Annotated in this window: 28 protein-coding genes; 19 read left to right on the forward strand and 9 right to left on the reverse strand. The window is 59.8% G+C overall.

Going from position 1 to position 22,842, the window contains the following annotated elements; all coding sequences use genetic code 11:
- Window positions 1-58: 58 nt before the first annotated feature.
- Window positions 59-370, reverse strand: coding sequence for a hypothetical protein (locus AC1Q5O_RS10315; RefSeq protein ID WP_472460661.1), 312 nt, complete (start codon window positions 368-370; stop codon window positions 59-61).
- Window positions 371-548: 178 nt separating this feature from the next.
- Window positions 549-1,439, reverse strand: a complete 891-nt coding sequence (locus AC1Q5O_RS10320; RefSeq protein WP_464661336.1) for a branched-chain amino acid aminotransferase — start codon at window positions 1,437-1,439, stop codon at window positions 549-551.
- Between the two features lie 363 nt (window positions 1,440-1,802).
- Between AC1Q5O_RS10320 and AC1Q5O_RS10325 the strand changes: the two genes are divergently transcribed.
- The 3 genes from AC1Q5O_RS10325 to AC1Q5O_RS10335 all read left to right on the forward strand — a co-directional run bounded on the left by AC1Q5O_RS10325 (window position 1,803) and on the right by AC1Q5O_RS10335 (window position 4,550).
- Window positions 1,803-2,306 carry a MarR family winged helix-turn-helix transcriptional regulator gene (locus AC1Q5O_RS10325; RefSeq protein WP_403183865.1) on the forward strand — a complete coding sequence of 168 codons (504 nt, stop codon included), beginning with the start codon at window positions 1,803-1,805 and terminating at the stop codon, window positions 2,304-2,306.
- A 62-nt stretch (window positions 2,307-2,368) separates the two neighbouring features.
- Window positions 2,369-3,079 (forward strand): response regulator, encoded by a 711-nt coding sequence (locus tag AC1Q5O_RS10330; RefSeq protein WP_223612591.1) that lies wholly within the window; start codon window positions 2,369-2,371, stop codon window positions 3,077-3,079.
- A gap of 175 nt (window positions 3,080-3,254) precedes the next feature.
- Entirely contained in the window at window positions 3,255-4,550 is a 1,296-nt protein-coding gene (locus AC1Q5O_RS10335) for a sensor histidine kinase (RefSeq protein ID WP_492563146.1), read from the forward strand.
- A gap of 3 nt (window positions 4,551-4,553) precedes the next feature.
- Here AC1Q5O_RS10335 and AC1Q5O_RS10340 read toward each other — a convergent pair whose 3' ends face one another.
- Window positions 4,554-4,865 (reverse strand): ribbon-helix-helix domain-containing protein, encoded by a 312-nt coding sequence (locus AC1Q5O_RS10340; RefSeq protein WP_223612590.1) that lies wholly within the window; start codon window positions 4,863-4,865, stop codon window positions 4,554-4,556.
- A 230-nt stretch (window positions 4,866-5,095) separates the two neighbouring features.
- Between AC1Q5O_RS10340 and AC1Q5O_RS10345 the strand changes: the two genes are divergently transcribed.
- The 5 genes from AC1Q5O_RS10345 to AC1Q5O_RS10365 all read left to right on the forward strand — a co-directional run bounded on the left by AC1Q5O_RS10345 (window position 5,096) and on the right by AC1Q5O_RS10365 (window position 8,482).
- Entirely contained in the window at window positions 5,096-5,491 is a 396-nt protein-coding gene (locus AC1Q5O_RS10345; RefSeq protein ID WP_492562759.1) for a VOC family protein, read from the forward strand.
- An 87-nt stretch (window positions 5,492-5,578) separates the two neighbouring features.
- Window positions 5,579-6,154, forward strand: coding sequence for a gluconate 2-dehydrogenase subunit 3 family protein (locus AC1Q5O_RS10350; RefSeq protein ID WP_492562760.1), 576 nt, complete (start codon window positions 5,579-5,581; stop codon window positions 6,152-6,154).
- Window positions 6,155-6,202: 48 nt separating this feature from the next.
- Complete coding sequence (locus AC1Q5O_RS10355; protein WP_492562762.1) at window positions 6,203-7,774, forward strand: GMC family oxidoreductase; 1,572 nt, start codon at window positions 6,203-6,205, stop codon at window positions 7,772-7,774.
- A gap of 83 nt (window positions 7,775-7,857) precedes the next feature.
- Entirely contained in the window at window positions 7,858-8,184 is a 327-nt protein-coding gene (locus AC1Q5O_RS10360) for a type II toxin-antitoxin system RelE/ParE family toxin (protein WP_492562764.1), read from the forward strand.
- Complete coding sequence (locus tag AC1Q5O_RS10365; RefSeq protein ID WP_463013280.1) at window positions 8,174-8,482, forward strand: helix-turn-helix domain-containing protein; 309 nt, start codon at window positions 8,174-8,176, stop codon at window positions 8,480-8,482. Before AC1Q5O_RS10360 ends, AC1Q5O_RS10365 begins: the two co-directional genes overlap by 11 nt.
- Here the strand turns inward: AC1Q5O_RS10365 and AC1Q5O_RS10370 are convergent.
- The 3 genes from AC1Q5O_RS10370 to AC1Q5O_RS10380 all read right to left on the reverse strand — a co-directional run bounded on the left by AC1Q5O_RS10370 (window position 8,479) and on the right by AC1Q5O_RS10380 (window position 10,160).
- A complete protein-coding gene (locus AC1Q5O_RS10370; protein ID WP_223612586.1) occupies window positions 8,479-8,814 on the reverse strand; it encodes a tRNA-binding protein in 336 nt (111 codons plus the stop codon). The genes AC1Q5O_RS10365 and AC1Q5O_RS10370 overlap by 4 nt on opposite strands.
- Before the next feature lie 34 nt (window positions 8,815-8,848).
- Entirely contained in the window at window positions 8,849-9,349 is a 501-nt protein-coding gene (locus AC1Q5O_RS10375) for a type III secretion system chaperone family protein (RefSeq protein ID WP_091877999.1), read from the reverse strand.
- Window positions 9,350-9,836: 487 nt separating this feature from the next.
- Window positions 9,837-10,160 (reverse strand): accessory factor UbiK family protein, encoded by a 324-nt coding sequence (locus AC1Q5O_RS10380; protein WP_346304959.1) that lies wholly within the window; start codon window positions 10,158-10,160, stop codon window positions 9,837-9,839.
- A gap of 162 nt (window positions 10,161-10,322) precedes the next feature.
- Between AC1Q5O_RS10380 and lgt the strand changes: the two genes are divergently transcribed.
- From lgt to AC1Q5O_RS10410, 6 genes are all read left to right on the forward strand, one after another.
- Entirely contained in the window at window positions 10,323-11,174 is an 852-nt protein-coding gene (gene lgt, locus AC1Q5O_RS10385; RefSeq protein ID WP_492562769.1) for a prolipoprotein diacylglyceryl transferase, read from the forward strand.
- The gene (locus tag AC1Q5O_RS10390; RefSeq protein WP_492562771.1) at window positions 11,171-12,253 is read left to right on the forward strand and encodes a class I SAM-dependent methyltransferase; all 1,083 of its coding nucleotides are present in this window, start codon (window positions 11,171-11,173) and stop codon (window positions 12,251-12,253) included. The genes lgt and AC1Q5O_RS10390 overlap by 4 nt, the downstream gene beginning before the upstream one ends.
- A gap of 66 nt (window positions 12,254-12,319) precedes the next feature.
- Window positions 12,320-13,117 (forward strand): peptidoglycan editing factor PgeF, encoded by a 798-nt coding sequence (gene pgeF / locus AC1Q5O_RS10395; RefSeq protein ID WP_492562773.1) that lies wholly within the window; start codon window positions 12,320-12,322, stop codon window positions 13,115-13,117.
- Window positions 13,117-14,268 carry a M24 family metallopeptidase gene (locus tag AC1Q5O_RS10400; RefSeq protein WP_464663327.1) on the forward strand — a complete coding sequence of 384 codons (1,152 nt, stop codon included), beginning with the start codon at window positions 13,117-13,119 and terminating at the stop codon, window positions 14,266-14,268. The genes pgeF and AC1Q5O_RS10400 overlap by 1 nt, the downstream gene beginning before the upstream one ends.
- A gap of 70 nt (window positions 14,269-14,338) precedes the next feature.
- The gene (locus AC1Q5O_RS10405) at window positions 14,339-14,995 is read left to right on the forward strand and encodes a hypothetical protein (RefSeq protein WP_492562775.1); all 657 of its coding nucleotides are present in this window, start codon (window positions 14,339-14,341) and stop codon (window positions 14,993-14,995) included.
- Window positions 14,996-15,128: 133 nt separating this feature from the next.
- Window positions 15,129-16,061 (forward strand): ribose-phosphate pyrophosphokinase, encoded by a 933-nt coding sequence (locus AC1Q5O_RS10410; RefSeq protein ID WP_223612579.1) that lies wholly within the window; start codon window positions 15,129-15,131, stop codon window positions 16,059-16,061.
- Here AC1Q5O_RS10410 and chrA read toward each other — a convergent pair.
- A complete protein-coding gene (gene chrA, locus AC1Q5O_RS10415) occupies window positions 16,058-17,365 on the reverse strand; it encodes a chromate efflux transporter (RefSeq protein WP_492562778.1) in 1,308 nt (435 codons plus the stop codon). The genes AC1Q5O_RS10410 and chrA overlap by 4 nt on opposite strands.
- 272 nt (window positions 17,366-17,637) lie before the next feature.
- Here chrA and AC1Q5O_RS10420 point away from each other — a divergent pair, with 272 nt between their 5' ends.
- The 5 genes from AC1Q5O_RS10420 to AC1Q5O_RS10440 all read left to right on the forward strand — a co-directional run bounded on the left by AC1Q5O_RS10420 (window position 17,638) and on the right by AC1Q5O_RS10440 (window position 21,280).
- Window positions 17,638-18,276, forward strand: coding sequence for a 50S ribosomal protein L25/general stress protein Ctc (locus AC1Q5O_RS10420; RefSeq protein ID WP_223612577.1), 639 nt, complete (start codon window positions 17,638-17,640; stop codon window positions 18,274-18,276).
- A 26-nt stretch (window positions 18,277-18,302) separates the two neighbouring features.
- Window positions 18,303-19,016, forward strand: a complete 714-nt coding sequence (gene pth, locus AC1Q5O_RS10425) for an aminoacyl-tRNA hydrolase (protein WP_492562781.1) — start codon at window positions 18,303-18,305, stop codon at window positions 19,014-19,016.
- A 12-nt stretch (window positions 19,017-19,028) separates the two neighbouring features.
- On the forward strand, window positions 19,029-20,132 hold the full coding sequence (ychF, locus tag AC1Q5O_RS10430; RefSeq protein WP_288192688.1) for a redox-regulated ATPase YchF: 1,104 nt from the start codon (window positions 19,029-19,031) through the stop codon (window positions 20,130-20,132).
- A 210-nt stretch (window positions 20,133-20,342) separates the two neighbouring features.
- Window positions 20,343-20,813, forward strand: a complete 471-nt coding sequence (locus AC1Q5O_RS10435; RefSeq protein WP_464661345.1) for a MaoC family dehydratase — start codon at window positions 20,343-20,345, stop codon at window positions 20,811-20,813.
- Window positions 20,810-21,280 (forward strand): MaoC family dehydratase, encoded by a 471-nt coding sequence (locus tag AC1Q5O_RS10440; protein WP_492562784.1) that lies wholly within the window; start codon window positions 20,810-20,812, stop codon window positions 21,278-21,280. Before AC1Q5O_RS10435 ends, AC1Q5O_RS10440 begins: the two co-directional genes overlap by 4 nt.
- 20 nt (window positions 21,281-21,300) lie before the next feature.
- Here the strand turns inward: AC1Q5O_RS10440 and AC1Q5O_RS10445 are convergent, their stop codons facing one another.
- Window positions 21,301-21,846, reverse strand: coding sequence for an adenine phosphoribosyltransferase (locus AC1Q5O_RS10445; protein WP_464661347.1), 546 nt, complete (start codon window positions 21,844-21,846; stop codon window positions 21,301-21,303).
- 112 nt (window positions 21,847-21,958) lie between these two features.
- Window positions 21,959-22,828, reverse strand: coding sequence for a cytochrome c1 (locus AC1Q5O_RS10450; RefSeq protein ID WP_105732028.1), 870 nt, complete (start codon window positions 22,826-22,828; stop codon window positions 21,959-21,961).
- Window positions 22,829-22,842: the final 14 nt, after the last annotated feature.

Genomic DNA, 22,842 nt, shown 5'->3' on the forward strand with positions numbered 1-22,842 from the left:
CAAATAAAAAGGGCGGCCAATGGGACCGCCCTTGAAAATCGCTTGCATCCTGTGATGATCAGGACTTGGCCAGCGCGTTCTTGATCGCACCAACGATTGCAGTGAGGATAAGACCGCCAACACCGCCACCGGCAACATTGCCGATGATTGAGCCGAGATCCAATCCCGACGATGATGCTGCGTTTGCCACGAGCTGGGCACCACCGGCGCCAAGGTATTGCGTCAAGTAGCCACCCACTAGTCCACCAACGCCGCCGGCAATCGTGTTGCCAGTCGGGCCAAGAGTCAGGTTCTTGAGAATACCGCCGACAACATTGCCGCCGACAGCCCCTGAGATCAGTTGGATGATGAGAGGAAGAAGTGCACCCATAATTGACACCCCGTCAACGTTTCGCGCCAGACTCATGCCTGACACTGGCATGTTGACTAAGTTTTGGGCAATGTCAAACCGGTTGATGCCTCAATAAAGAGGTATCAACCGGTTGTTTTCGTTAGCAAGCTTGCAGTATCGGGCTGAGCGCGCCTTATTTGCGCTCTGATACTGCGAGTTATTCCGCTGCTGCTTTCTTCGGTGTTACTTCGGCGGCGTAATCGTTCATCAGGTTGATCGCGATCTCGCCAACGGTGAAGCGGTATGGCCCGACCTCCGAAACCGGCGTCACTTCCGCAGCCGTCCCGGTCAGGAAGCACTGTTCGAAACCTTCCAGTTCTTCCGGCATGATCGCCCGTTCGACAACCTCATAGCCGCGGCGCTTGGCCAGCTCGATGACCGTGCGGCGGGTGATGCCGTCGAGGAAGCAATCCGGCTTCGGCGTGTGAATGACACCGTCCTTGACGAAGAACACGTTGGCGCCGGTGGCTTCGGCCACCTGGCCGCGCCAGTCGAGCATCAGCGCGTCCGCATAGCCCTTGGCTTCGGCAGCATGCTTGGAGATCGTGCAGATCATGTACAGGCCGGCGGCCTTGGACTTGGACGGGGCCGTCTTCGGATCCGGGCGGCGATATTCCGCCATATCCAGACGGATCCCCTTGAGCTTCTGCGCCGGGTCGAAATAGCTTGGCCACTGCCAGATGGCGATGGCCACGTTGATCCTGTTGTTCTGGGCCGAAACGCCCATCGACTCGCTGCCGCGCCAGGCGATCGGGCGCACATAGGCATCCTGAAAGCCCTGCTTGGCAAGAAGCTTGCGGCAGGCATCGTTCAGTTCTTCGACCGAATAGGGAATGGTGAAGCCAAGAATACGCGCCGATTCGTGCAGACGCTCCGTGTGTTCGTTGAGCTTGAAGATTTCGCCGCCATAGGCGCGCTCACCTTCAAAGACCGAGCTTGCATAGTGCAGGCCATGAGTCAGCACGTGAACCTTAGCATCTGCCCAGCGAACGAATTCGCCATTCATCCAGATGTAACCTTCAAGCTGATCAAATGGTACGGATGCCATGTTTTCCTCCAGGCGTTTGATTCCTGATCGTTTGACGGGTTTGAGACGACGCCAATTGTTCCCGTTTCACAATTGGTGAACCTTGGCTCCCGACAGCGCCGCGCGTTCTTCTTGAACGCGCAAAGGACGCTGTCCATTTCGAATTCACGCCTGATCCCCCGATGAAAATCGTGCCGATTTTCGGGACCATGCGTGGCAGCAATAGGCGTTTCGATGAGGAAAAATGTCCCGGAAACACTTATTGGCTTTTCGTTTCATTCAAAATGCGGCCAACAGCTTGCCAAAAATTATCAGCAGTCTAAAATTAAGTCAACAAGACTGACATATTATTCGGCGACACATGAATGAGAGCGGGAGCCCTGCATGAAACCTTATACACCGGATCGGCATATTGAGACAGCCCTGACCAAGGCGGATGCGCGCGAACTCGACCTCATCGAGCTGTTTTTCTTTGCCTACCGTGACTTCACCGCCGACCCGGATCTGATTCTGGAAAAGCTGACTTTCGGCCGCGCCCATCACCGGGTTCTCTACTTCATCAACCGTAAGCCGGGCATGACCGTTGCGGAACTGCTGGATGTGCTGCAAATCACCAAGCAGAGTCTCGCCCGTGTTCTCAAGCAGCTGATCGACACGGGCCATGTCGTGCAGATACCCGGCCCGCGCGACCGGCGGCAGCGCGAACTCTATCCCACCATGAAGGGCAGAGAACTCGCGCTTGAGCTTGCCGCACCGCAATCACGCCGCATTGGCAGTGCATTGGAGCAAATCGGTCTGGCTGACCGGGCCGTGATCGAACATTTCCTCAAAGCGATGGTCAATCCAGGCCAAAGGCAACAGATCGACAGTCTGCCACAGGCAGGTTAGTTTATGCCGGATAGGGACGTCCGGGGACCAAGGGCGGGCGCCAATGCCCGGAGAGAGAAGGAATGATTTTGGTGAGTGAAGAACTTCCGCTTTCAGACGATGCGCCGCACCTGCTCATTGTCGACGATGACACCCGGATTCGAAACTTGCTGTCGCAATATCTGACCGGCAGCGGCTTTCGCATTACGGTGGCTGCCAATGCGGACGAGGCCAGGCGCAAGCTTGCCGGCATTGACTACGATCTGCTGATCCTCGATGTGATGATGCCGGGTGAAAGCGGCGTGGCCCTCACCCAGTCCCTGCGCCAGGAAAAGAGCGTTCCCATCCTGATGCTCACGGCCCTGTCGGAAACCGACAGCCGCATCAGCGGTCTCGAAGCCGGTGCGGATGATTATCTGCCGAAACCCTTCGATCCGCGCGAACTGATCCTGCGCATCAACAATATCCTGCGCCGCGGCGCCCCGGCATCGCAGGCCAAGATCGAGCAGATCGTTTTCGGCCCCTATACCTTCGTCATCGCCAAGCGCGAGTTGAAGCGTTCGGGCGAACTGATCCGGCTGACCGACCGCGAGCAGGATATCATGGCGATCTTTGCGGCCCGTGCCGGTGAAACCGTGCCCCGGCATGAGCTGACCGGCCAGGAAGGCGATGTCGGCGAACGGACGATCGACGTGCAGATCAACCGGCTGCGCCGCAAGATAGAAAATGATCCGGCCAATCCGGTTTGGTTGCAGACGGTGCGCGGCGTCGGCTATAAATTGAGCGTGGAGTAAACGTCCCGATCCGCGGGATCAGGACGCAATAACCAATGCGCGAGTGGGCACCGATCATATGGCACAAACGGACAGTGCAAAACGCGCATTGGCAGTCAGGCAGCGGCATTGGCGCCGCCGCCGCAGCACGCTGCTCGGCCCCTGGCGGAAGTTTTCCCGCTGGCTGGCGCAGTGGATGCCGAAACGGCTCTATGCCCGCTCGCTGATCATTATCATCGCACCCATGGTGTTGCTGCAGTCGGTCATCGCCTTCGTGTTCATGGAGCGCTACTGGCAGACGGTCACCCAGCGCCTGTCGACGGCCGTGGTGCGCGACATCTCCGGCATCATCGACCTGATGGACTCCTATCCGCAGGACCCCGGCTATGAAAACCTCATCCGCATTGCGCGCGAGAGATTGTCGCTCAACATCTCCATCCTGCCGCCCGACCCCTTGCCTGCACCCGGTCCGAAGCCGTTTTTTTCCATTCTTGACGAACCGCTGAGCGCCGAGATCACCAAGCAGATCAACCGGCCGTTCTGGATCGACACAATAGGCGATTCCGATCTCGTCGAAATCCGCATCCAGCTGGAAGGCAAGGTCCTGCGGGTCTTTGCCCGCCGCAGCCAGGCCTATGCCTCCAACACGCTGATTCTCCTGGTCTGGATGTCCGGCTCGGCGCTGGTGCTGCTGGCCATCGCCATCCTGTTCCTGCGCAACCAGATCAAGCCGATCCAGCAGCTGGCCGCGGCCGCCGACAGTTTCGGCAAGGGCCGGGCGACACCGCCCGATTTCAAGCCGCGCGGCGCGGAGGAAGTCCGGCGGGCGGGCGCGGCCTTCATCGTCATGCGCGAGCGCATCGAACGCCAGATCGAGCAGCGCACCACCATGCTGAGCGGCGTCAGTCACGACCTGCGGACAATCCTCACCCGCTTCAAGCTGCAGCTTGCGCTGGTCGGCCACAAGGTCGATACCGAAGCGATGGAGCAGGACATCGAGGACATGCAGTCCATGCTTGAGGGCTATCTCGCCTTCGCCCGCAGCGAGGCGGAGGAAGAAACCGGCACCTTCAACCTGGAACGCCTCTTCACCAAACTGAAAGAGGAAGGCACCCTGCTGGAGCGCGGCTTCAAGTCCAGCATTCGCGGCGAACCGGAGATTCAGGTCCGGCCCAATGCCTTCTCGCGCCTGATCTCCAACCTGGTATCGAACTCGTTCCGCTACGCCAAGAATGTCGTCGTCACCGCCGATCACCGCGACGGCTGGCTGAGCATCACCATCGACGATGACGGCTCCGGCATCCCCAAGGAGATGCGCGATGAGGTGTTCAAGCCATTCTTCCGGCTGGATGAGGCGCGCAATCAGGATGCCAGCGGCACCGGCCTCGGGCTTGCCATCGCGCTTGACATTGCCCGCAGCCATGGCGGCGATATCACCCTGGACGAAAGCCCCATGGGCGGCCTGCGCGCCGTCGTGCGTATTCCCGCCTGATCGTCAGGCGGCCCGGTTGCCGATCGGCGTCACGCAGGAGGTTTCGGCGGTTGCCTGGACACCGCGCAAATACAGCGCGCAGGTGGTGCGCAGCATCGAGGCGAAATTCGGAATCTCGCCATTGGCCTGCAGGGCCTCATCGTAAAGCGTCGAGATGAAGCGCGGCGTCGTCATGTTCTGGCTGACGGCGATCTCGTCCAGAAGCTTCCAGAACGTGACTTCCAGCTGGATGCTGGTGGAATGCCCGGCAATGCGCACAGAACGGTTGATCTGCCGGTAGCCTTCCGGATCCTGTTCTGCAAATACCTTACACATCCAACGAACCTCCCTTTTCTGCTTCGCCCTCGGCCATCCCCTTGATGCGCTTCATCCCGGCAGGTGAAATTTTGCGCACCGGATCGGTTGCCGGCGAAAATTATTCCGCTCTTCCGGCGGTGTGGTAGCCGATTGCCACCCATTCTGTTTTCCCGGGTCCATAATCGCCGACATGTCCTGCAACTGCAACCAAAGTTTTGCCGCGGGGCGCAACGTCAAAGGAGGTCTTTTTGGCAAAAGCCATCCATTCCATGATCCGCGTGCTCGATGAGGACAGGTCCGTATCATTCTATCAACAGGCATTCGGCCTCGAAGTCGCCGACCGGCTGGATTTCGACAGTTTCACGCTCGTCTATCTGAGGAACAGCGAAACGGCATTCGAGCTCGAACTGACAATCAACAAGGGCCGCACCGAACCCTACAATCTCGGTGACGGCTACGGCCATCTCGCGGTCAGCGTCGCTGATCTCGACGCCCAGCACACCCGGCTGAAAGATCTCGATTTCAAAATCCGTGACATTGTCGAATTCAAGCGTGAGGGCGCGCTGCTGGCCCGGTTCTTTTTCGTCGAAGACCCGGACGGCTACAAGATTGAAGTCCTGCAACGACAGGGCCGGTTTGTCTGAAACCGGCTGAACGGCGTTGGAGGACGCCATCAGCCAGCAAGGGCGCGCTCGGGGGAGAGCGCCGATAGCAAGCAAGGGAGGAAATCCATGGTAACGATATTCAACCGCAAGGCCGCGGAGCCGGGCAAATCCGGCAGCGCCACGCAGGCAGGCCTGTCACGGCGTGAACTGCTCAAACGGGGCGGCATGGCCAGCCTCGGCGCTCTGCTGGTCATCAGCGGCAATTCCATCATCCATCCGCAGCAGGCCTGGGGCCTCGAGACATCCAATCTCAAGCCCGAGACCATGGCGACGCTGATCCAACTGGCGCGCGATATCTACCCGCATGACAACATTCCGGACCGCTTCTACGCCATTGCCGTCAAACCCTACGACGCCAAGGCAGGGTCCGATCCCAAGCAGAAGGAGCTGATAGAAACCGGCATCGCCGACCTCGACAAGCGGGCCGGCAAAGGCGGCTATCTCGGTCTCGACTGGGAAGAGCACCGGTTGAAACTGCTGCGCCAGATCGAGGACACGCCGTTCTTCCAGACAATTCGAGGTGGTCTTGTCACCGGGCTCTACAACCAGAAGGAGCTGTGGCCGCTCTTTGGTTATGAAGGCGAATCCTACTCGAAGGGCGGCTATATCGCCCGCGGCTTCAGCGACATCGAGTGGCTTTGAGCCGTCTCGGCCATCGCACATTGTTCTTCAGCCTATCGGGAGGAAACCATGGCTGCACCTTATGATCTCAAGGACGACCACGTTGTCGTCATCATCGGTTCCGGCGCCGGCGGCGGTACGCTTGGCAACGAACTCGCGCAGAAGGGCATCGACGTCGTCATACTCGAAGCCGGCGCCCGGCACGAATATGAAGACTTCATCAATGACGAATGGGACAGTTTCGGCCAGCTTGCCTGGGTCGACAAACGCAGCACATCCGGCGACTGGCGGGTCGCCAAGGATTTTCCCAACCTTCCCGCGTGGATCGTCAAGTCGGTTGGCGGCACCACCACCCATTGGGCCGGTGCCTCGCTGCGTTTGCAGGAGCACGAGTTCCGCACGCTGAGCCATTACGGCAAGCTCGAGGGCGCCAACCTGCTCGACTGGCCTCTCACCCTGAAGGAGCTCGAGCCCTATTACGCCAAGGCCGAGGACAAGATGGGCGTGACCCGCACCAATGGCATTGCCGGCCTGCCGGGCAACAACAACTTCAAGGTGCTGAAGGCCGGAGCCGACAAGCTCGGCTACAAGGAATGCCACACCGGCAACATGGCGATCAACTCCGCCGAGCGGGATGACCGCATGGCGTGCCAGCAGACAGGGTTCTGTTTCCAGGGATGCAAATGGGGCGCCAAATGGTCGACGCTCTATACGGAAATCCCCAAGGGGGAAGCCACCGGCAGGCTGGAAGTGCGCCCCAATGCGATGGTGCAGAAGATCGAGCACGACAAGAGCGGCAAGGTGACCGGCGTGCTCTATGTCGACAAGGACGGCAAGCAGCATGTGCAGAAGGCCCGCATCGTTGCCGTTGCCGGCAATTCGATCGAGAGTCCGCGCCTGCTGCTGAATTCCGCCTCGACGATGTTCCCGGATGGACTGGCGAACTCCTCCGGCCAGGTCGGGCGCAACTACATGCGCCACACCACCGGCTCGGTCTACGGCATCTTCGAAAAGCCCGTGCACATGTATCGCGGCACCACCATGGCCGGTATCATCCGCGACGAGGCACGGCATGACCCGGCGCGCGGCTTTGTCGGCGGCTATGAAATGGAAACGCTGTCGCTCGGCCTGCCCTTCATGGCAGCGTTTCTCGATCCGGGCGGCTGGGGCCGTTCCTTCACCTCGGCGCTTGATGAATATGCCAACATGGCCGGCCTGTGGATCGTCGGCGAGGACATGCCGCACGAGAACAACCGCATCACCCTGCACAAGGAGGAGAAGGACCAGTACGGCCTGCCCATTGCCAATGTGAACTTCAGCGACCACCCCAACGACACCGCGATGCGCAACCATGCCTACAAACAGGGTCAGGCCCTTTACAAGGCCGTCGGCGCAACCCGCACCCTGCCGACACCGCCCTACCCGTCAACCCACAATCTGGGCACCAACCGCATGAGCGAGAAGCCGAAGGATGGCGTGGTCAACAAGTTCGGCCAGAGCCACGACATCAAGAATCTCTTCGTCTCCGACGGCAGCCAGTTCACCTCGGGCGGGGCGGAAAACCCGACATTGACGATTGTCACGCTTGCCATCCGGCAGGCGGACTACATCGCCAAGGAGATGGCGGCGAAGACGATCTAGATTGGATCATCGCGTGAAGTAGAAGCACACTGCCAATGGCGTAATTTCTCTTGCGGAATTGCGCCATTGGCGTATTATTGATCATGAAAATCGTCCGCACCAAACGCTATCTCAAAGATTTGAAACGGCTTGGCGTCTCCGATGCGGAAATCAGCAAGCTGGAGCATGCAATCGCTCTGGACCCTTTTTCAGGCGATGTCATACAAGGCTTGGAAGGGTTGCGGAAAATACGCTTTGCGCTTGGCAACAAGGGAAAAAGCGGAGGTGGCCGCGCCATTTACTATGTGATGGTGACGGATGATCTGGCGATCATGCTCTTTGCCTACCGAAAATCAGAACAGGCCGACCTCACGCCCGATCAGCGCAAGGCAGCACTGACAATGCTCAGGGAACTCAGGGATGACCAGTAAAAAGAGCGAATTTGGCGACGGCCTCCTGGAGGGACTGCAAGAGGCTCTCGCATGGAAGCGCGGTGAGGTCGCGCTTGAGACCATCAATATCGATCCCATGCCGCCGGAACGGATCAAGGAAATTCGCAAGCGCTATGCCAAATCGACCAAGGATTTCGAGCGCCGTTTTGGCATTCCGGCTGCAACCATGAACAACTGGGAGCAAGGGCGCCGCAAGCCCGATCCGGCAGGACGATTGCTTTTGAAAGTCATCGAGGAGTCGCCGGACGCGGTGGAGAAAGCCCTGCGCGCAGCCTAGAACAGCTTGCCGCCGTTCGGCACCGGCTTGCTGATGGCGGCCAGAACAACGCCGCCCTCCTCGTCCGGGAAACCCAGTGTCAGCACTTCCGACATGAACGGGCCGATCTGGCGCGGCGGGAAGTTGACCACCGCCATCACCTGGCGGCCTTTCAGCTCGTCCAGCGTATGGTGCTTGGTGATCTGCGCGGAGGACTTCTTCACCCCGATTTCCGGGCCGAAATCGATCTTGAGCTTGAAGGCCGGCTTGCGCGCTTCCGGGAAGGTTTCCGCCTCGACGATCGTACCGACGCGGATATCCACTTTCTCAAAATCATCAAAACTGATGGTCATCACATTCAACTCAAACAAACCGACATGCTGCAGGTCAGGCAGAACCGACCGTCTCGAACAGAATGCTATCGAGCGATTCCCGTGCTGTCGAGCCCGACCAGACAACAAACTGGAATGCCTGGAAATAGGTCTCGCAGGCATCCAGCGCACTGGACAGAAGCACTTCCACCTGTTTGCTCGTCGGTTCCGCACCGCCGGACAGAAGCAGCGACTGGCGGTACATCACCGCGCCTTCCTGGCGCCACAGATCAAAATGCCCCATCAGCAGCTGTTCGTTGATCAGCGACAGCAAGCGCATCACTTCATTGACGCGCGGTTCGCTGACCGCGATGTCAAAGGCGCAGGCCAGATGCAGCGCCTCGAAATCTTCCATCCACGAGAAGGAAATCTGGTAATCGGTCCAGTTGCCCTCGACCGTAATGGCAATCTCGTCATCCCCGGTGCGCTCGAAAGCCCATTCATTGGCATGGGCCACATGTTCAATCACATCGACCGGATGCAAATCACGCGCAATCTCTATTTCCAGAAGGCTCATCGCCATTACCTGCTCAATCGAATCTCATCTGACGCTGCGGGAGCACAGCGCACCCACCCAAAGGACACCTAACGCTTGAAAACTCACCGGCAGGCAGTACGCACCAGCCGGACCACGGATATGAACTTGTTACCCGCTGCATGACCATTGAAACGAATCATGCTGTAATTTCAGTGTATTGATGCTGAGTCCGAGCGCCAGTCCCCTTTTGGCCAAATGGCGCGAATGGGTGTGGACAGATGTTATGAAAATGATTCACGACCAGCCTTTAACTGACTCTAAGAAAACGATTTTCGGCGATTTCCACCTGTTGATAATTTCTTAAGATTTATTTTGAGGACAGCCCGAATATGCCGGATAAATCACCGCGAAACGGCGCCCGGGCGCCCCGCAGAGAGTGTCCGTGATTCCGAAGCGGTCAAAAATGCAAAAGGCCCACTGCCCGGACACGGGCAATGGGCCTGCAAAAATGCGATTCTTTTGACGGTCAGTCCTTCTTGGCGCGCGTGCCGGACGCTGCTGCCTTTGCCGGTTTGGCCGCATCGGCGGCGGGCTTTTCCTTATGGCCGACGAGCGCTTCCAGCGCTTCGATACGGGCGAGCAGCGCCGTGTTTTCGGCACGGGCGCGGATGGCCATTTCGCGCACCGCTTCGAAGTCCTCGCGCTGCACCACATCCATGGTGTTGAGCAGCCGTTCAGCCTGCCCACGGAAAGCGGTTTCGACTTCGCGGCGGACGCCCTGCGCTGCACCGGCAGCGTCGGTCACGAGCTTGGCCAGTTCATCAAGAACGCGGTTTGATCCATTGGTCATGGCAGATACCTCTGTTGCTTTCCCCATCAAATAATCGCCGCGGCAGGCGATTGCAAGCGAAGGTCATAATTGCACAAATGTTACCGGACAGGCGGCTTGACGCTGTTCCTGCCCTCGCGCATGGTCCGCGCCGATGAACCTGATGATGACGGAGTGCCTATTGTGAGCGAAATACTTGTCCCGACGATGGCCGCGATCGCATTTCCCAATATCGATCCGGTGATCTTTTCCATCGGGCCGTTCTCCGTTCATTGGTATGGCCTCGGCTATGTCGTCGGCATTCTCTTCGCCTGGTGGTATGGCAAAAAACTCATCAGCAAGCCGCGCCTGTGGGCCAACAACACGCCGCCGATGAAGCCCAACGATCTCGACGACTTCGTCCTGTGGGCTGCGCTCGGCGTGGTTCTGGGCGGACGCATCGGCTATATCCTGTTCTACGATCTGGCCCGCTACATCAGCCACCCCTTCGACATCTTCAAGGTGTGGGAAGGCGGCATGTCCTTCCATGGCGGGTTGATCGGCACCACGCTGGCGATGATTCTGTTTGCCCGCTCGCGCAAGATCAAGGTGTTCAGCATGATCGACACCATCGCCGCGGGCGTTCCCGTCGGCCTCGGGCTGGTCCGTGTTGCCAATTTCATCAATGGCGAACTCTGGGGCCGCATCACCGATGTGCCCTGGGGCATGATCTTCCCGACGGGAGGCCCGTTCGTCCGCCATCCGAGCCAGTTGTACGAGGCGGCGCTGGAAGGCATCGTCCTGTTTGCCACGCTGGCGCTGCTGATCTTTTACGGCCGCAAGCTGAAGAGCCCGCGCTTTATCGGCGGCGCCTTCATCACCGGCTATGGCCTGTCGCGCATCTTTGTCGAGTTCTTCCGCGAGCCGGATGCCCAGCTCGGCTACCTCTATGGCGGCTGGCTGACGATGGGCATGATCCTGTCCGTTCCCATGGTGCTCGTCGGCCTGTGGGCACTGCTGACCGCCCGCAACCCGGAAGTTTCCACCGGACGATGACACTGAAACAACGCATCATCCGGCAGATCGGGCTGACAGGCCCGGTCAGCGTTGCCGACTACATGGCGATGTGCCTGTTCGATCCGGATGCCGGCTATTACACGACGCGCGAACCATTCGGCCGCGAGGGTGATTTCATCACCGCCCCGGAAGTCAGCCAGATGTTCGGCGAGCTTGCCGGCGTCTGGTGCGTCAGCGCCTGGCAGGCGATGGGATCGCCCGCCGCATTCATCCTGTGCGAGATGGGCCCCGGACGCGGCACGCTGATGCAGGACGTGCTGCGGACGGCGTTAAAGCTTGCCCCGGATTTTATCGCGGCGGCACAGATCCGCATGGTCGAGATCAGCCCGCGCCTCGCGCAGATCCAGAAAGAGACACTCGCCGCCTCCGGTCTTGAAATCCAATGGCATGCGCAGTTCGGCGATTTGCCATCCGGTCCGCTGGTTCTCCTGGCCAATGAGCTGTTCGATGCCATTCCGGTCCGCCAGTACGTCAAATCGGGCGGGCGTTTCGTCGACCGCATCGTCACCGTGGACGACGGCGGCAACCTGGCATTTGCGGCGGGAAGCGGATCGATCGATACGGCGCTCTTGCCCGCCGGACACAGCACGGCACCCGATGGCAGCATTGTCGAATTTGCCCCGGCACGCAGCGCGCTGATGCAGGACATCGCCGAACGCCTGCACCGCGCGCGCGGCGCGGCGCTGCTCTTCGATTACGGCCATCTGCACCAGGGTTTCGGCGATACGCTGCAGGCGCTGCGCAGCCATAAGCCTGTTGACGTGCTGGACACGCCGGGTGAAGCCGACCTGACAAGCCATGTGGATTTTGCCATGCTGGCAAAGGCCGCGCGTTCTGAAGGCTGCACGGCAAATGCCATGACGCAGGGAGATTTTCTCATCGCGATGGGCTTGCTCGACCGCGCCGGCGCCCTCGGCCGCGGCAAGCCGGCAGCGTTCCAGGAGCAGATCCGCGCCGATGTCGAGCGGTTGGCAGGCCCCGATCAGATGGGCACGCTGTTCAAGGTGCTTTGCATCGCGGACTCCGCCACACATTTGTTTCCATTCGAATCCATATGACGGAAGCAATTGACTTCGCGTCGATGCTCCACCACCATCCGCAGCCTTGAGAAAGAGCAATCCGGCATGATCACGTCTGAAAAACCAGTAGCGCTGCACGCTTCCCTGCTGGGGTCTCCCGAGAAAGATCGAATCGCTCACGGGTTCTTCACCCGTATCGGCGGCGTTTCCACAGGTATCTACGCCGGATTGAACGTCGGCAGCGGCTCCAACGACAACCAGGACCATGTCCGGGAAAACCGCAGGCGCGTGGCCAGCGCACTGGGAGCCGACCTCTCCCATCTCGTCACCGTGCATCAGGTGCATTCGCCCGATGTCATCACGGTTACGGCGCCGCTCACCGGCGAGCGGCCCAAGGCCGACGCCATGGTGACTGCGACACCCGGCCTTGTCATCGGCGCGCTGTCGGCCGATTGCGGCCCGATCCTGTTTGCCGACCGCGATGCGAAAGTCATCGGCGCGGCCCATGCGGGCTGGCGCGGCGCCCTTGGCGGCGTACTGGAAAACACCATCGACGCGATGATTGCGCTCGGTGCGAAACGCGACAACATCCAGGCGGTGCTGGGACCAACGATAGGCCCCGACAATTACGAAGTCGGCGCGGAATTCTATGATCAGTTCACCGGAACCGACCCGTCCTACACCCATTTTTTCCGCGACTCCGCCAAGGAAAACCACAAGATGTTCGATCTCTGGGCTTTCATCACCATGCGGTTGCGCAATGCCGGGGTGAACGCCGCCGCGCTGGAGAAATGCACCTATGCCGAGGAAGACCAGTTTTTCTCCTACCGGCGCACCACCCATCGCAAGGAACCGGACTATGGTCGCCAGATCTCGGCGATCACCATTCTAGAGGAACAATGATGGCCCTTCATTTCGAGCCCGAGGAATTTGCGGCACGCCGCGACCGCCTGATGATGGTGATGGCCGAGCAGAAGCTGGATGCCATTCTGCTCTTCGCGCAGGAGAGCATGTACTGGCTGACCGGCTATGACACGTTCGGCTTCTGCTTCTTCCAGTGTCTCGTCGTCAAGTCCGATGGCAGCCAGGTGCTGATGACCCGCTCGGCCGATTTGCGCCAGGCGCGCCAGACCTCGAACATCGAAAACATCGTGATCTGGGCCGACCGCGACAATGCCAATCCGGCAGCGGATTTGCGCGAACTCCTCAACGATCTCGACCTGCTCGGCAAACGCATCGGCGTCGAATACCAGACCCACGGCCTGACCGCCGCCAATGGCCGCAAGCTCGATGAGCAACTGGCCGCCTTTGGCCAGATCGTCGACGCATCCGGTCTTGTCGACAGGCTGCGCGTGCTGAAAAGCCCCGCTGAAATCGCCTATAGCCGCAAGGCGGCCGAACTTGGCGACGAGGCGCTGGATGCAGCGTTGAAGCTCATCAAGGCCGGTGCCGACGAAGGCGATATCCTCGCGGCGATGCAGGGCGCCATCTTTGCTGGCGGCGGCGATTACCCGGCCAACGAATTCATCATCGGTTCGGGCGAAGATGCACTGCTGTGCCGGTACAAGGCCGGGCGGCGCAAGCTCACGAAAAACGATCAGCTCACGCTGGAATGGGCCGGTGTCTATCGCCACTACCACGCGGCAATGATGCGCACCGTGCTGACCGGCAAGGCGTCGAAACGCCATCTGGAGCTCTATGACGCGGCCCGCGAGGCGCTCGAGGCGGTTGAAGAGGCGATGACTCCGGCATCAACTTTCGGTGATGTCTTTGACGCGCATTCCCGGGTGATGGAGGCCCATGACCTGACGCGGCACCGGCTCAATGCCTGCGGCTATTCGCAAGGCGCGCGCTTCACACCCTCATGGATGGACATGCCGATGTTCTATGCCGGCAATCCGGAGCGGATACAGCCCGACATGACGCTTTTTGCCCATATGATCATCATGGATTCCGACAGCGGTACGGCCATGACATTGGGACGGACCTACCTCACGACCAATGGCGCTGCCGAGCCACTTTCGCGCCAACCTCTTGACTTGATCGTAAAATAAAACTTTTGTCAGCTTTCGTTTTTTTCGAGATGGCACAACTATGGCTCATGATGGGGTTAGACCAAAGATGATGTCTCGCAAATCACTGACCTATACCTGTGCGGCGCTGGCGGCTCTTGGCCTCAGTGCCTGCAACAGCGCCGAATCGCCGATGGGCGTGACAAAGAAAGACCTTCCGGCAGCGCAAGGCACAGCTGCAGCGCCGGGAACGGTCACGCCGGGCACAACGCCGGCAACGGTGACCACCGCGACACCGACGGCCACGGCGCCAGGGACACCGGCAGCAACGCCGCAACCGGGAACTGCCACGCCCGCAGGCACCGCCGTTGCATCGGGCGCCGCGCAGCCGGGTGTGTCCCGCACGGCAAAACTGCGTTTCGCCCCGATCGTCGGCGCGCCGATTGCCGCCGCCACACCCTTGTCGCAACGGCTCTCGGCGCTGGCCAAGGCCAAGGGCATCGTTCTGGGTACGGCCGCCGATACCGACAACACGCATATCATGAAGGGCTACTTCTCCGCCCTGCCCGACGGCAACCAGACGACGATCATCTATGTCTGGGACGTGCTTGACCCTGCGGGAACCCGGCTTCACCGTATTCAGGGACAGGAAATCGTCCCCGGCAACGGAACCGACCCTTGGAGCACCGTGCCTCCGAAGGTGATGGAATCAATCGCCGACAAGGCAATCGACGGCTATCTGAAATGGGTATCCGGCGCCAAGACGTGACATATTTACGCGTTTGACGCGATATTAGCGAGGAACTGTGCATGAATCTGCCCTGCCCGCTTGCAATGTGCGTCAGGCACAGTAAAAGGCCCGGCATATCCTTCACTTGGCTGGCACCGGGGAAAATACGGGCATGAAACTATTCGCGGGCAATTCCAATCGCGTTCTCGCTGAATCTGTCGCCAAATATCTCAATATTCCGCTTGGAAAGGCCAGCGTCCGGCGCTTCGCCGACGAGGAGATATTTGTCGAGATCCAGGAAAACGTGCGCGGCGAAGATGTCTTCGTCATGCAGTCGACCTCCTTCCCGGCCAACGATCACCTGATGGAACTGCTCATCATGATCGATGCCTTCCGCCGGTCCTCGGCAAAGCGCATCACCGCAGTCCTTCCCTATTTCGGCTATGCCCGCCAGGACCGCAAGCCCGGTCCGCGCACCCCGATCTCCGCCAAGCTGGTTGCCAATCTGATCACCGAAGCCGGTGCAAACCGCGTGCTGACGCTCGATCTGCACGCCGGCCAGATCCAGGGCTTCTTCGATATCCCGACCGACAATCTCTATGCCGTTCCGGTCATCGCCCGCGATGTCCGCGCTCATTACGGCACATCGAACGTCATGGTCGTCTCGCCCGACGTCGGCGGTGTGGTGCGTGCCCGTTCGCTGGCCAAGCGCATCGACGCGCAGCTTGCCATCGTCGACAAGCGCCGCGACCGTCCCGGTGAATCGGAAGTCATGAACGTTATCGGTGAAGTCACCGGCAAGGATTGCCTGCTGTTCGACGATATCGTCGATTCCGGCGGCACATTGTGCAACGCGGCCGAAGCACTTCTTGCCAAGGGTGCCACCAGCGTCACCGCCTATATCACCCACGGCGTGCTTTCCGGCGGTGCTGTCGCCCGTATTGCCGGCTCGAAGCTGAAGGAACTGGTGATCACCGACTCCATCCAGCCGACACCGGCCATCGAAGCGGCGCACAATATCCGTGTCCTGTCGATTTCCGATCTGATCGGTGAAGCGGTTTCGCGCACAGCCTCGGAAGAATCGGTTTCCAGCCTGTTCGATTAGAGCCGGAGCGCAATTCCGGCCAGCGCTGCCAGTCCCAGAACAACAAGCATGTTGAAGCGCAGCGCAATCAGTGCGACTGCCGCTCCCGACGCTATGGCTGCCGCCGCCCAGTCAAAGGCGGCGAGGTTCAGTACCGGCAGATGCAGCGGGCCAAACAGCCTCTCCTGAAACGCACCAAACAGCACGTGCAGGCCGAACCGTACGGCAAGATTGGCGATGACACCGACGACGGCGGCGGTGATCGCCGCCAGCGAGGCTTTCAGCCAGCCGACATGGCGCAGCCGCTCGACAAAGGGCGCACCGGCAAAAATCCAGAGAAAACATGGTGCGAAGGTGAACCACAGCGCCGTCAGCCCGCCAAGCAGCCCGCCGGTGAGCGGATCGAAGCCGGACAGGCGCGCGCCGCCGACGAAACCGACAAAGGCCAGCACCAGGATGAGCGGTCCGGGCGTGGTTTCAGCCAGCCCCAGCCCGGTGAGCATTTCGTCAGGCTTCAGCCAGCCATAATAATCCACCGCCTGCTGCGCCACATAAGCCAGTACCGCATAGGCGCCGCCGAAGGTGACGACGGCCATCTTGGAGAAGAAGGCTGCTTCGGCGGCAAAGACGTTGCTTTGCCCCAACCCGGCCAGCAAGAGCGCAAGCGGCCCCAGCCAGAGCATGGTCCACACCAGGGCGGACTGGAAAGCGCCGCGCGCCGCGGGTTCGGCAATGGTTCTGTCCGGCAATGACGGGGACACTCTATTGGTCAGGCGATAGCGCGCAAAGCCGAAAAGCCCGGCGATCAGGATGACCAGCGGGAACGGCATCTTGATGAAGGCAATGGCGACAAATGCGCAAACGGCGATGCCATAGGCGGGATAGTCGGTCAGAGCGCGCTTGCCGACCTTGATCAGGGCCTCGAGCACAATCGCCAGCACGGCCGCTTTCAGACCGAACAGCAGCCCTTCGACGACGGGCACCTGCCCGAAACTGACATAGAGCGCCGACAGCGCCAGCATCACGCACGCGCCCGGCAGGATAAACAGAAGCCCGGCGACAACACCGCCCCTCACCCCGTGAAACAGCCAGCCGAGATAGGTGGCAAGCTGCATCGCTTCGGGACCGGGCAGCAGCATGCAGAAATTCAGCGCATGCAGGAAGCGTTCCTCACTGATCCACTGCTTTTCATCGACCAGCACGCGGTGCATCATCGCGATCTGTCCGGCCGGACCGCCGAAGGACAGAAGGCCGATCTTGCCGAAGGTATAAAACGCGTCGCGCGCCTCGATTTTTTGCTGTTCCAGCGCTATTGTCCCGGCCATCGCCCGTCCCTGTTCCGTTGTCCCGCCCTAAACAGCGCCCATGACGGTGGAATGACAGACTTTCCCGGCATACCGGTCAAGCAACAAACTTGCACATGGCGTCTCTTTCCGTTATAGAGCCGCCATCCGCGTAGACACCCTTGGAGGCAACGCGGAATGGGGCGGTCATTTCATCCGGTTCCGGATGGCCATGCGACCGCTTCATGTTTTTTGGGCTTTCTTTGCAGACAACCCGGAAAACACTCCAGATTTGAACCTCGAAAGGAAATGCCATGAGCGAAGCATACGAGCTCAAGGCCGAGGCGCGCGAACGGGTTGGTAAGGGGTCCTCCCGGGAAATTCGCCGCAACGGTAAAGTGCCAGCAGTCATCTATGGTGACAAGCAGGCACCAATCTCGATTACCCTCGACTACAAGACACTCTACTACAAGATTCACGGCGGCGGCTTCAAGACGACGATCGCGAACATCCAGCTGGATGGCAAGACCATTCAGGTCCTTCCCAAGGACTTCCAGCTCGATCCGGTCAGCGACAAGCCAGTGCATGTTGACTTCCTGCGCGTGTCGGCAAAGTCGGTTGTGAACGTGAACGTCCCTGTTCACTTCCTCAACGAAGAACTGTCCCCAGGCATCAAGCGCGGCGGCGTTCTCAACATCGTTCGTCACGATGTCGAACTGCATGCCCCGGCAAATGCAATTCCGGATGCGATCGAAATCGATCTGACCGGCCTGCAGATCGGTGACTCGATCCACATTTCCGCTGTTACACTGCCGAAGGGCGTAACATCGGTTATCCACGATCGTGACTTCACCATTGCCACGATTGCCGCTCCGGCTGTTCTCGCTGCAGAAGACGAGACCGTTGAGGCAGCAGCCGAGACCACTGAAACGGCAGAAAAAGACGGCGAGTAATCGTCTCTATTGGGAGCTATGGCACCGTGCTGCTCATCGCAGGTCTTGGCAATCCCGGCTCCCAATATGCTGCAAACCGGCATAATATCGGTTTCATGGCGGCGGATGAAATACACCGTCGCCATCGTTTTTCTCCCTGGACCAAGAAGTTCCAGGCCCTGATCGCCGACGGCACGATTGACGGCGAAAAGGTCATTCTGATCAAACCCCAGACGTTCATGAATCTGTCCGGCCAGTCCGTTGGCGAGGCCATGCGCTTCTACAAGCCGGCGCTGGGCGATCTCGTCGTCATCTATGACGAACTGGATCTGCCGCCGGGCAAGCTGCGCGTGAAGACGGGCGGCGGTTCGGGCGGGCACAACGGCATCAAGTCCATCGATGCCCATTGCGGCAAGGACTACCGGCGCATTCGTGTCGGGATCGGTCATCCCGGCGTCAAGGAGATGGTGACACACCATGTCCTCGGCAATTTTTCCAAGGCGGACGGGGAATGGGTCGAACCCATTCTCGGGGCAATCGCCGACAATACGGGTTTGCTCGTCAACAAGGACGATGCCGGGTTCATGAACCGTGTGGCGCTCGCCACCGGCAGCGGCCACAGGAGCGAACCGAATCCGGTTGCAAAACCGGCGGGTCAAAGCCATATCCGGCAGGCACGTCCGGCCAAGCCGAACGTCAACATTCCAAAAACCGGCCCGATGGCCGACATGCTGAACAAGCTCTTCGGCAAGAAAGAATAAGGATCGCAGATTATGGGTTTCAAATGCGGCATCGTTGGCTTGCCCAATGTCGGCAAATCGACGCTTTTCAACGCCTTGACCAAGACAGCTGCCGCACAGGCTGCGAACTATCCGTTCTGCACCATCGAGCCGAACACCGGCGAAGTGGCCGTGCCTGATCCGCGCCTGCAGGCCATCGCCAAGATCGGCAAATCGGCCAACATCGTTCCGACCCGTATCAGCTTTGTCGATATCGCCGGCCTCGTGCGCGGCGCATCCAAGGGTGAAGGCCTCGGCAACCAGTTCCTTGCCAACATCCGCGAAGTCGACGCCGTGGTGCACGTCCTGCGCTGCTTTGAAGATGATGACATCACCCACGTCGAAGGCCGGATCGACCCCGTCTCCGACGCGGAAACCGTCGAGACGGAACTGATGCTTTCGGACCTTGACAGTCTTGAACGCCGCATCGTGCAGTTCCGCAAGCGCGCCAGCGTCAAGGACAAGGAAGCCCTCACTGTTCTTCCCGTCATGGAGCAGGCGCTCTCCCTGCTGCAGGGCGGCAAGCCGGTCCGCTTCATGCTGAACGGCATTGCGCCTGACGACCTCCTCATTCTGCAGGGCCTCAATCTCCTGACCTCAAAGCCCGTGCTCTACGTCTGCAACGTCGCCGAAAGCGATGCGGCTACCGGCAACGAACACACGGAAGCCGTCGAGGAAATGGCAACGGCCCAGGGCGCCGAGACGGTGACGATCTCCGCTGCCATCGAAGCCGAGGTTGCACAGTTGCCCGATGAAGAGGCCAAGGAATATCTGGACGCGATGAACCTGGACGAGCCCGGTCTCGATCGCCTGATCCGTGCGGGTTACAAGCTGCTGCACCTGATCACCTATTTCACCGTGGGACCGAAGGAAGCCCGCGCCTGGACCGTTGAACGCGGATCCAAGGCACCGCAGGCCGCCGGCGTCATCCACACGGATTTCGAGCGCGGCTTCATCCGCGCGCAGACCATCGCCTATAATGACTATGTCACCCTCGGCGGCGAAGTCGCCGCCAAGGAAGCCGGCAAGGCGCGCGACGAAGGCAAGGAATATGTGGTGCAGGACGGCGATATCATGCTGTTCCGTTTCAATACCTAGAATCGAGACTCGTTAGTCTGACACCACTGTGGTGCGTGGTTCGACAAGCTCACCATGCGGGAGGGTGAGGATTGCAGGGAGCTGTATCCTGCAATGCCTCCCATGAGTTTGCAGTCAAACCACATCCCTCATGGTGAGCTTGTCGAACCACGCACAATGCAGATGCAATCGGCCTCTTGAACCAAATGCGCTCATGCCTATTATGGTGGCATGAGCGACTACACCCCCCGATATGCCTATGAGGATTTCACGGTCGGCAGCGAATGGCTGCTCCCCGCGAAATCCGTCGAAGCCGGTGAAATCATCGATTTCGCCACCCAGTTCGATCCCCAGCCCTTCCATCTGGACGAGGCTGCCGGAAAGGCCAGCATCCTTGGCGGCCTTGCCGCCTCCGGCTGGCACACGGTTTCCATGTTCATGCGCATGATGTGTGATGCCTATCTCCTCGATTCCACATCGCAGGGTGCGCCGGGCATCGACTACGCCAAGTGGAAAAAGCCGGTTCTTGCCGGGGATACGCTGACCGGCAAGAGCACGGTCATCGAACGGCGCGTATCCAAATCCAAGCCGGACCTCGGTTTCATCGTGCTGCACCACGCCATCTCCAACCAGCATGGCGAAGTGGTCTGCGAACTGCAGAACACCGGCATGTTCACATTGCGGGAGCCCGCCGCAGCATGAGCGCAGCCCTCACCGCCCTTATCGGGATCGAACGCGATCTCGGCACGCACACATTCACCGCCGAAGAGATCGTCACCTTTGCCAGGAAGTACGATCCGCAGCGTTTCCACGTCGATCCGGAAGCCGCCAAGAAGAGCAATTTCGGGGCACTGTGCGCCTCCGGCTGGCACACGACGGCCATTTGGATGCGGCTGAATGTCGAGGACATGAAACGCCAGATCAAGGCGGCCATGGAGCGGGGCGAAACGCCGCCGCAATTCGGCCCCTCGCCCGGCTTTGAAAACCTGAAATGGCTGAAGCCTGTTTATGCCGGGGACACGATCCGCTTCACCCGGACGCTGAACGGTTTTCGCGCGCTGCAATCCCGCCCCGGCTGGGCGATGATGCAGATGTCGTCCGCGGCCTATAACCAGGACGAGCAGAAGGTCCTGGAGTTCAACAGCGCCGCGTTGATTGGATTGGCCTAGTACAGGGCCGCAGAAGGCCCTCAGTGGCCTTCATAGGCGACGAGCGTGCGCACGTTGACGCCGAGCGCTTCGAGCTTCCTGCGCCCGCCCAGATCAGGCAGATCGATGATGAAGCAGGCGCTGACAATATCGGCACCCATCTGCTGCAACAGTTTCACCGCAGCTTCAGCCGTGCCACCCGTTGCGATCAGGTCATCGACGAGAATGACCTTCTCGCCCGGCACGATGGCATCCCGGTGCATCTCCATTTCATCAACGCCATATTCCAGGCTGTAGGCAATGCGCACCGTGTCATGCGGCAGCTTGCCCTTCTTGCGGATCGGCACGAAACCGGAGGACAGCTGGTGCGCCATGGCGCCGCCGATGATGAAGCCGCGCGCTTCCACGCCGGCAACCTTGTCGACCTTGCCGCCCGCATAGGGATGGACCAGTTCGTCGACGGCCCGGCGAAAGGCGCGTGCATCGCCAAGCAGGGTCGTGATGTCGCGAAACATGACGCCGGGTTTGGGATAATCGGGGATATTCCGAATGGCATTCACCAGCGTCTGCTTCAGCGTTGAATCCATGTCGTCACTCCTTTGTGCCTGCAAGGCGCACAGCGGTGCAGTTTAATAGACCACCACCGCAAAAGAAAAGGGCGCAAGGCGCCCTTTCCGGATCAGATATAGTCAGAGCCGATCAATGTTCGATGTCGGCCCAGATACGGCGCTTGGCGACGTAGAGGAGACCCGCAAACAGAACAAGGAAGATCATGACGCGGAAGCCGGTCTTCTTGCGGTCTTCCAGGTGCGGTTCAGCGGCCCACATCAGGAATGCCGATACGTCCTTCGAATACTGCGCCAGTGTCTGCGGCGAACCGTCATCATAGGTCACCTGGCCATCCTGCAACGGCTGGGCCATGGCCAATGACTTGGCGGCAATGAAGTAAGGGTTGTAGTGCGTTCCCTCGGGGATCTTCATGCCTTCCGGCGGTGTTTCGCCGAAGCCGGTCAGCAGCGCGTGAATATAGTCCGGTCCGCCTTCCTGATACTGTCCCCAGAAGATGTCGATCAGGAACTGCGGGAAGCCGCGCTCGACGGCACGGGCCTTGGCGATCAGCGAGAAGTCGGGCGGAGCGGCACCATTGTTGGCGGCAGCCGCTGCCTGTTCATTGGCGAACGGCGCCGGGAAATGATCAGCCGGAATAGCCTTGCGGGTGAACATCTCACCTTCCGCATTGGGGCCGTCCTTCACTTCATATTCCGCGGCGAATGCCTTGACCTGCGCTTCGCTGTAACCGAGTTCCGAAAGCGAACGGAAAGCCACCAGCTTCATCGAATGGCAGGCGGAGCAGACTTCCTTGTAGATCTTCAGACCGCGCTGAAGCTGCTGCTTGTCGTAGGTGCCGAAGGGGCCGGCGAAGGACCACTTCATCTGTTCCGGATGCTTGATCGGGAAGTGCGTCGGCTCAGCAGCATTGTGGGCTGCTTCTTCCGCAAATGCACCGCCGCCGAAAGCCAGCATGGTACCGAGACCGGCAGCTGCGAGACCGAGGAGGATTTTTTTCATCGGAGAGTCCTTCA

It is taken from the genome of Phyllobacterium sp. MT110 (assembly GCF_058792715.1).

Bases quoted from the DNA above. Each gene is read 5' to 3' on its own strand.
- AC1Q5O_RS10315 (WP_472460661.1), bottom strand. From the start codon at position 370: ATGGGTGCACTTCTTCCTCTCATCATCCAACTGATCTCAGGGGCTGTC.
- AC1Q5O_RS10320 (WP_464661336.1), bottom strand. From the start codon at position 1,439: ATGGCATCCGTACCATTTGATCAGCTTGAAGGTTACATCTGGATGAAT.
- AC1Q5O_RS10325 (WP_403183865.1), top strand. From the start codon at position 1,803: ATGAAACCTTATACACCGGATCGGCATATTGAGACAGCCCTGACCAAG.
- AC1Q5O_RS10330 (WP_223612591.1), top strand. From the start codon at position 2,369: ATGATTTTGGTGAGTGAAGAACTTCCGCTTTCAGACGATGCGCCGCAC.
- AC1Q5O_RS10335 (WP_492563146.1), top strand. From the start codon at position 3,255: ATGCCGAAACGGCTCTATGCCCGCTCGCTGATCATTATCATCGCACCC.
- AC1Q5O_RS10340 (WP_223612590.1), bottom strand. From the start codon at position 4,865: ATGTGTAAGGTATTTGCAGAACAGGATCCGGAAGGCTACCGGCAGATC.
- AC1Q5O_RS10350 (WP_492562760.1), top strand. From the start codon at position 5,579: ATGGTAACGATATTCAACCGCAAGGCCGCGGAGCCGGGCAAATCCGGC.
- AC1Q5O_RS10355 (WP_492562762.1), top strand. From the start codon at position 6,203: ATGGCTGCACCTTATGATCTCAAGGACGACCACGTTGTCGTCATCATC.
- AC1Q5O_RS10360 (WP_492562764.1), top strand. From the start codon at position 7,858: ATGAAAATCGTCCGCACCAAACGCTATCTCAAAGATTTGAAACGGCTT.
- AC1Q5O_RS10365 (WP_463013280.1), top strand. From the start codon at position 8,174: ATGACCAGTAAAAAGAGCGAATTTGGCGACGGCCTCCTGGAGGGACTG.
- AC1Q5O_RS10370 (WP_223612586.1), bottom strand. From the start codon at position 8,814: ATGACCATCAGTTTTGATGATTTTGAGAAAGTGGATATCCGCGTCGGT.
- AC1Q5O_RS10375 (WP_091877999.1), bottom strand. From the start codon at position 9,349: ATGAGCCTTCTGGAAATAGAGATTGCGCGTGATTTGCATCCGGTCGAT.
- AC1Q5O_RS10380 (WP_346304959.1), bottom strand. From the start codon at position 10,160: ATGACCAATGGATCAAACCGCGTTCTTGATGAACTGGCCAAGCTCGTG.
- AC1Q5O_RS10390 (WP_492562771.1), top strand. From the start codon at position 11,171: ATGACACTGAAACAACGCATCATCCGGCAGATCGGGCTGACAGGCCCG.
- pgeF (WP_492562773.1), top strand. From the start codon at position 12,320: ATGATCACGTCTGAAAAACCAGTAGCGCTGCACGCTTCCCTGCTGGGG.
- AC1Q5O_RS10400 (WP_464663327.1), top strand. From the start codon at position 13,117: ATGGCCCTTCATTTCGAGCCCGAGGAATTTGCGGCACGCCGCGACCGC.
- AC1Q5O_RS10405 (WP_492562775.1), top strand. From the start codon at position 14,339: ATGTCTCGCAAATCACTGACCTATACCTGTGCGGCGCTGGCGGCTCTT.
- AC1Q5O_RS10410 (WP_223612579.1), top strand. From the start codon at position 15,129: ATGAAACTATTCGCGGGCAATTCCAATCGCGTTCTCGCTGAATCTGTC.
- chrA (WP_492562778.1), bottom strand. From the start codon at position 17,365: ATGGCCGGGACAATAGCGCTGGAACAGCAAAAAATCGAGGCGCGCGAC.
- AC1Q5O_RS10420 (WP_223612577.1), top strand. From the start codon at position 17,638: ATGAGCGAAGCATACGAGCTCAAGGCCGAGGCGCGCGAACGGGTTGGT.
- ychF (WP_288192688.1), top strand. From the start codon at position 19,029: ATGGGTTTCAAATGCGGCATCGTTGGCTTGCCCAATGTCGGCAAATCG.
- AC1Q5O_RS10435 (WP_464661345.1), top strand. From the start codon at position 20,343: ATGAGCGACTACACCCCCCGATATGCCTATGAGGATTTCACGGTCGGC.
- AC1Q5O_RS10440 (WP_492562784.1), top strand. From the start codon at position 20,810: ATGAGCGCAGCCCTCACCGCCCTTATCGGGATCGAACGCGATCTCGGC.
- AC1Q5O_RS10445 (WP_464661347.1), bottom strand. From the start codon at position 21,846: ATGGATTCAACGCTGAAGCAGACGCTGGTGAATGCCATTCGGAATATC.
- AC1Q5O_RS10450 (WP_105732028.1), bottom strand. From the start codon at position 22,828: ATGAAAAAAATCCTCCTCGGTCTCGCAGCTGCCGGTCTCGGTACCATG.